This window comes from Mycobacterium sp. (assembly GCF_049683355.1).
In the GTDB taxonomy this organism is placed as follows: Bacteria; Actinomycetota; Actinomycetes; order Mycobacteriales; family Mycobacteriaceae; genus Mycobacterium.
This window is the reverse complement of sequence record NZ_JBAUJB010000091.1, coordinates 1-6737: the sequence shown is the minus strand read 5'-3', so window position 1 is coordinate 6737 and position 6737 is coordinate 1. Positions and strand designations below refer to the sequence as shown.

The window sequence follows — 6737 nt, the reverse complement described above, 5'->3', positions numbered from 1 at the left end:
CGGCTCCACCATCAACGCGGCGTCGGGCACCGGGACTTCCACAGCGACCGGTTCGGCTTCGGCGGGTGCCGGCGGCGGTGCGGCCGGCTCCGGGGCTGCCTCGGCGACCTCCGGCGACTTGGTCGGCACGGGGGCGGTGGCCTCGCGCACCTGTTGCTCCGAGCGCGCCATCCGCGGCGCCTCGTCGTCGGGTGTCAGGGTCATCCCCAGCGCCGCCGACAACGACACCACGAACGTCACGACCGCGGCGGCCAGCACCGAGGCGAGCATCGCCGCCGGCGACAGGTGCCGCCGGGCCGGTGCATCCCGGGCATCCAGGATCGACACCGCCGCCGCAGACGCCAGCGCCGCTCCCCTGGCCAGCGCCAGGTCGGCCTCGTCGGCGGAGATGACCGGCGCGTGCGTGCTCTGCTCGAGTGCGGACACCACGCCGTCGACATCACCGGACCCGACCACGAACATGGCATCGGGAACCAGTCCGTCGACGTCACCGAGCGCTGCGGCGTCGACCCGGTCGGCCGTCACCCCGTCCGGCGTGACCGAGGCGACGACGGCTTGGTTCCCGTTGCCGGGTTCCACGACGCACACCACCACCCGGTCGTATCCCGCAATGTCGGCGATGCCGCAGGTCAAAGCCTCCGCAGCCTCCAGGTCGGAGACCGCGATGACGTTCTGGGCCGCACGGTCGGTCAACGCCTGCCACACCGCGCTGGCGGTGGCCTCCGCGGCACCGGTCCAGGTGATGCCGATGGCGTGCACCGGCCGCGCCGCGGCCTTGTCGAACAACGCGTCGAGCAGCGAGTCAGCGTCGAAGGTCTCGTCGGCGGCGACGGGCAGCGACCCCCGGTCAAGGGTGGCGCCCTCGCCCGTCGTGCCTTCGACGAGCACCCAGCGAACCGATGAAGACGTCATCGACAAACCGAGCACGAGGTTCATGGAGCCCCCGATCTGTTTGCGATCAACCGACGACTTTACCGCTTCCCGGATACGGCGGTGAGCCGATGGTCCGAACCTCACGGCCGAGGCGGCCGAATTCGGACGGAGAGCTGCCGGTGAGCCGGGTGAACGCGGTGGTGAACGCGCTGGCGGAGTGATATCCGACGCGGCCGGCGACCTGCGCGGTGGACAGGTGTTCGGTCCGGAGCAGCTCCTTGGCGAGCGCGATCCGCCACTGTTGGAGGTACTGCATCGGCGGCACCCCGATGGTGGCGGTGACCCGCTGGGCGAACACCGCCCCGGACACCGCGGCGGTGCGCGCGAGGTGCTCGACGGTCCACCCGCGGGTGATGTCGGCATGCAGTGCCCGCAGTGCCGGCGCCAGCACGGGATCCGCCAGCCCCGCGATCAGCCCCCGCTGCCCACTGCCCAGCGACACCGGGTGCACGCGCATGGCCTCGATCAACAGCACCTCGACCAGGCGCTGCAGGATCACGTCCCGGCAGGCAGCAGAGGTGTTCGCCTCGTCGGCGATGAGCTCGACGACCCGGCTCAGCCGCGCCGATCCCGGCTCGTCATGGCGGACGAGGACCACCCGCGGCAGCAGCGAGACCAGCAGCGGCGCGTTGGCGGGATCGAACCGGAAGTAGCCACCCAGCATCCGCATCGTCTCCGGCGCGGTGGCGCACCCGTGCCGGGTGTGCCGGCAGTGGTCGAGTCCGGCGAAGGTGGGCGCCACCGCACCGCCGTCGCCGAGGGTGAAGCCGGGCGTCTCCGGGAACAGCAGAAAGTCACCCTGCGATAGCGCGACGGGGTCGAGCCCGTCCGGTTCGAGCACGCACGAGCCCTGCAGCATCAGGCAGAACGCGGGGTCGCCGTAGCGGGGCTTGCGCACGCTCCAGCCCCCTGCCCCGGTGACGATCTTGGACAGCACGGCCTCTGGGTGCAGCAGCGACATCAGCGCATCCATCGGACCGGCGTCGGGCGTCCCCACACGGCAACGCTAGCCGAACAGCGACTCCTGGTTCGGCTGCGCGAGGGCCACTGCATCCGCGCCTGCGGGGAACCGGAGGCGCTCCGAGTCATCAGTGGCTGCGTGGAACACGACGTCGGCGACGTCCTGCGGTGTGGTCAACGCCGCCGGTTGGGCGAACGAGTTCATGATGGGCTCGGCGAAGGGTTGGTACTGCGGCGGTATCAGCCCGGCCATCCGCTCGAAACCGTTGCTGGCGAAGGCCGTCGACGGACCGTAGCCCGGCTCGACGAGCTTGACCCGGACATCGAAGTAACCGAGTTCGAGCGACAGCGACGCGGTGAACCCTTCGACCGCCATCTTGCTGGCGGTGTAGACCGCCGCCAACGGCATCGGGGTGAGTGTCACGCTGGAGGTGACATTGACGATGGTGCCCGAGCGCCGCGCACACATCTGGGGCACCACGGCCTGCGTCATGGCGATGGTGCCGAAGGTGTTGGTCTCGAACAGTTCTCGGGTCGAATCCAGCGGTGTGGCCTCGAAGGCGCCGACAAGTCCGATACCGGCGTTGTTGACGAGCACGTCGACCGGCCCAACGTCGCGGACCGCGTCTGCGATCGGTTCGCGATCGTCTGGCGGCGCGGAGGCTATCCGGCGTGCAGGTGCGGGCGATCCGGATGCTCGGCGTGCCACTGGCGTTCGACGCGCTTGACCCGCTGGTGCTCCAACGTGATCAGCAGTGCGCCTGCGGTGACGAGCGCCCCGGCGATCAGGCCGAGGATCAACGACAGATCGCGGCTTCCGTATGCGGTCGCGGCGACGGTGCCGGCGATCAGCACGGTGCCGACGCCGATGAGGATCAACCCGGGCAACCAGAGCGTGTCGATGAACGATTCACCGGCATGCGGTTGATACGTGCGGGCGTGGTCTACCGGATCCCGGTGCGCGCCTTTCATCGCATCCCCTTTCCTGGAGAGATGCCTCCAGGTTACGCCTGTTGTGAAGTTGATCACAGTGACGAAGAGGTGACGGCTCACGCCTCCCAGGCGAGGATGCGCTGGGCGAGTTCGGGCCCGCAGTCCTCCTGCACGAAATGGCTGCCGTGTAGCCGGGCATGCGGTTGACCCCCGGCGCCCGGCACATGCTGGATCAGCGGCTGGTCGGCACGGCCCAGGATCGGATCTTTGGCACCGAACAGCGTCAGCAGCGGCTTGTCCCAGCGGCCCAGCACCTCCCAGGCAGCGCGGTTGGCCGGCACCGCGGGATCGTCGGGCGAGGTGGGCACCAGTTGCGGGAAGGCGCGCGCCCCGGCCTGGTAACGCTTGTCGGGGAACGGCGCGTCGTAACCCGCGCGGACCGCGGCGGGCACCTTGGTGACCGTCCCGACGCCGACGAGGCGGCCCGCGGGCAGCTTCGGCGAGTACTTCGCGAACGCCCGCCAGATCCGGAACGCCGGGGGCACCGGCCTGTCGGCGGTCGGCAGGAACCCGTTGGCCACCACCACCCGCGCGAACCGGGTGCCGTGCTCGGCGACGATCCGCAACCCGATCAGCGAGCCCCAGTCCTGCACCACGACGGTGACACCGGTCAGGTCCAACGCCTCGAACCACGACGTCACCCACTGCACGTGCCGCAGGTAGGTGTAGTCGTCGATGTGACCGGGCTTGTCGGAACGGCCGAACCCGATCAGGTCGGGTGCGAGCACCCGGTAGCCCGCCTCGACCAGCGGCGGGATCATCGTCCGGTACAGGTAGCTCCAGGTCGGCTCGCCGTGCAGCAGCACGATGGGGGTGCCGTCTCGGGGGCCTTCGTCGGCGTAGTGCATCCGCAGCGCCGGGGTGTCGGTGGCGGCGACGTCGACGTAGTGCGGCTCGAACGGGTAGCCGGCCAGATCGACGAAGCGGTCTTCGGGGGTGCGCAGAACCTTCATCAAGCACCGACGCTAGCGCGTCACGGGAGTGTGGTCGTCGGTTTGACGTGTGCCGGTGACGTGTTCGCGCCGTCCACGACGCCATGGCAAACACCGGTTTGGGTAGCCTTTCGCATGGCGGGTACCTGGTGGTCGAAGCCGCGATGAAAGGTTGGGTGTCGTTCGATGGGTTCAGCCGACCGGCTCGAACGCTGGGAGTCGCGCAGCGAGTGGGTGCTGGCCGCGGTGGCGGTCGTCTTCCTCGCCGTGTACTCGGTCCAGGTGCTCACCACCCCCGACCGCGGGGTGACGAACCTGCTCAACGGGGTGATGTCGCTGCTGTACCTGGTGTTCGTCGTCGACTACGTCGTCCGGCTGACCCTGGCACCGCAGCGGGTTCGCTGGTTCTTGCGGCACCTGCTCGACCTGGCCATCGTGGTACTGCCGTTCCTGCGACCGCTCCGGCTGCTGCGACTGGTGGTGCTGGTCAAGGTGCTGCACCGGGCGGGGGGCGACGCCATCCGCGGCCGGGTCGCCGCCTACACCGCCGGCAGCGCGGTCCTGCTGGTCTACGTCGCCTCGCTGGCGATGCTGGAGACCGAACGCAACGCCCCGGACTCCACGATCACCAACTTCGGTACCGCGGTCTGGTGGTCGATCACCACCGTCACCACCGTCGGCTACGGCGACACCTACCCCGTGACCGGAGCCGGTCGGGTGATCGCCGTGTTGCTGATGATCGGCGGCATCAGCCTCATCGGTGTCATCACCGCGACGGTGGCCTCGTGGATCGTGGAACGGGTGTCCGAGGAGGACACCGCGAGCCGTGCAGCCACCGCCGCCCAGATCGACGACCTGCGCGACGAGATCCGGCAACTGTCGGCTCAGCTCAGTGACCGTGAGTCGGCCCGCGAAGAGTCGTGGTCGTCTCGCTGACTCGGCCCGTCACCCGCTGTCGCTGCGGCTGCGAGCGATCCGCCTGACCCGAGGCGGGATCCGGGCCGGGGCCGCCCGCCCGGCGATCAGGGTGGCGACGGGTCCGATGAACGCCAGGACGAACACGTACGGCATCGCGATGGACTCGATCATCGGGATCGAGGCGCCGACGAGGGCGATGATCACCAGCGAGAACTCGCCCCGCACGATCAGCGCGGTGCCCGCCCGCCACTGAGCCCGCCGGGCCACACCCTCACGGCGCGCGGCGTACATGCCGGAGGCGACCTTGGTCACCGCGGTTACCACTGCCAGCAGCACCGCCGCCGGCAACATCGGGATCATCGAGGCAGGCACCACCTCCAGCCCGATCGCGACGAAGAAGATCGCGGCGAACAGGTCACGCAGCGGGCTGAGCACTTCGCGGGCGCGTTCGGCCGACTCCCCGGTGAGCGTCAGACCCACCAGGAACGCGCCCACCGCGGCGGAGACGTGGACGTATTCGGCCAGGCCCGCGACCACCAGCGCCACCCCGAGCACCCGCAGCAGCAGCAGCTCCGAGTCCGGAGGAGCCATCAGCCGCGCCACCACATGACCCCAGCGATACGACCCGAGGAAGGCCAGCGCCAGCGCCACCATGGCGATCGCCATCCCGACCACGGCCTGCCACCACTCGCCGCCCGCGGCCAGCACGGCCAGCAACGGCAGGTAGGCGGCCATCGCAAAATCCTCCAGAACGAGCACCGCCAGCACCGCCGGGGTCTCCCGGTTACCCAGCCGCCGCAGGTCGGTCAGCAGTCGCGACACCACGCCCGACGAGGAGATGTAGGTGATCCCCGCCATCGCCAGGATCCCGACGAAGTCGAAGCCCAACAGCCATCCGGCGATCGCGCCGGGGGTGGCGTTGAACGCCAGATCCACCCACGCCGACGGCAGGTGCTTGCGCAGGCTCGCGGCGAACTCGCTGACCGAGAACTCCAGGCCCAGCGTGAGCAGGAGCAGGACGACGCCGACGGTGGCGCCGGTCTGGATGAACTCCACCACCGAGGAGTCCAGCGGCAGGCCGCCGTCGTGCAGTGCCAGTCCTGCCAGCAGATACAGCGGGATCGGGGACAGCGATACCCGCCGTGCCAGTGCGCCCAGAACCGTCAGAACGACCAGCAACAGGCCGATCTCGACCAGGAACGCAACCGAACCATGCACCTGCTCAGCCCTTGTCGAAGATGTGCTCGACCTGGGTGATGCCGTCGGCGGTTCCGATGACGACCAGGACGTCCCCGGCGCGCAACACGTCGGTGGGTCCGGGTGACGGCAGCACCTCCTCGTCGCGCACGATCGCGACGATCGACGATCCTGTCCGGGTGCGAACCCGGGCGTCACCGAGGGGACGTTCGGCGTAGGGACTACCCGGTTCCACCGACACCTGGCCGGCATCGAGGCCGGGAACCTCGTGGGTCAGGTCGGCGAACCGTTCGGCGATGCGGGGGGCACCCAGGATCTGCGCCAGCGCCTCGGCTTCCTCCACGCTGAGGTGGAACAGCGGCTGGGCGACGTCGGGGTCCTCGGCCGCGTACAGCACCACCTCGAAGTCTCCGGCCCGTTTGGCGACCACCCCGATGCGGTCACCGTCGGAGTTGTCGAACTCGTAGCGCAGCCCCACGCCGGGCAACAGCACCTCGTTGACGTCCATGCCCCAATCTTGGCCGATCCGACTCCGCCTGCGACTCGCGGGCGTCGTTCATACTGTGCCGATGACGGGCGCGGACGCCGAACGGTTGTCCGAGGACGACGCGCGCATCCTGGGCCTGGAGTCAGATGCCATCACCGGCCACACCCTCAAGCTGATGGTGCTCGAACCGGGCGGGCCACCGCTGGACCTGAACCGGTTGCGCCGCACCGTCTCCGGTCGGCTGGCCGGGCAACCGCGCGCCACCCAGCGGGTGGTCGACGACGGTGACGGGCCCCGGTGGGCCCACGACCCCGACT

The 6737-nt window shown here is 69.8% G+C and carries 8 protein-coding genes and 1 pseudogene; 2 read left to right on the top strand and 7 right to left on the bottom strand.

The genetic code is table 11. The features are described from left to right. From WA944_RS05680 to WA944_RS05660, 5 genes are all read right to left on the bottom strand, one after another. On the bottom strand, positions 1 to 936 hold a 936-nt coding region (locus tag WA944_RS05680; protein ID WP_526646524.1), incomplete at its 3' end, for a DUF7159 family protein. Positions 937 to 958: 22 nt separating this feature from the next. Beyond that, positions 959 to 1906 (bottom strand): AraC family transcriptional regulator, encoded by a 948-nt coding sequence (locus WA944_RS05675; RefSeq protein ID WP_526646526.1) that lies wholly within the window; start codon positions 1904 to 1906, stop codon positions 959 to 961. A gap of 33 nt (positions 1907 to 1939) precedes the next feature. Beyond that, the gene (locus tag WA944_RS05670) at positions 1940 to 2560 is read right to left on the bottom strand and encodes an SDR family NAD(P)-dependent oxidoreductase (RefSeq protein WP_526374807.1); all 621 of its coding nucleotides are present in this window, start codon (positions 2558 to 2560) and stop codon (positions 1940 to 1942) included. Then, positions 2557 to 2865: a protein UsfY gene (gene usfY, locus WA944_RS05665; RefSeq protein WP_526374801.1), complete on the bottom strand. Its 309-nt coding sequence runs from the start codon at positions 2863 to 2865 to the stop codon at positions 2557 to 2559. The genes WA944_RS05670 and usfY overlap by 4 nt, the downstream gene beginning before the upstream one ends. A 77-nt stretch (positions 2866 to 2942) precedes the next feature. Next, entirely contained in the window at positions 2943 to 3839 is an 897-nt protein-coding gene (locus WA944_RS05660) for an alpha/beta fold hydrolase (protein ID WP_526374809.1), read from the bottom strand. Between the two features lie 165 nt (positions 3840 to 4004). Here WA944_RS05660 and WA944_RS05655 point away from each other — a divergent pair, with 165 nt between their 5' ends. Continuing rightward, entirely contained in the window at positions 4005 to 4754 is a 750-nt protein-coding gene (locus tag WA944_RS05655) for an ion channel (protein ID WP_526608704.1), read from the top strand. Between the two features lie 9 nt (positions 4755 to 4763). Here the strand turns inward: WA944_RS05655 and WA944_RS05650 are convergent, their stop codons facing one another. Further along, positions 4764 to 5954 carry a cation:proton antiporter gene (locus WA944_RS05650; RefSeq protein WP_526608702.1) on the bottom strand — a complete coding sequence of 397 codons (1191 nt, stop codon included), beginning with the start codon at positions 5952 to 5954 and terminating at the stop codon, positions 4764 to 4766. A gap of 4 nt (positions 5955 to 5958) precedes the next feature. Then, complete coding sequence (locus WA944_RS05645; protein ID WP_526370358.1) at positions 5959 to 6441, bottom strand: cation:proton antiporter regulatory subunit; 483 nt, start codon at positions 6439 to 6441, stop codon at positions 5959 to 5961. Positions 6442 to 6502: 61 nt separating this feature from the next. Between WA944_RS05645 and WA944_RS05640 the strand changes: the two are divergent. After that, positions 6503 to 6737: pseudogene (locus tag WA944_RS05640) on the top strand (wax ester/triacylglycerol synthase domain-containing protein); the annotation flags it as partial.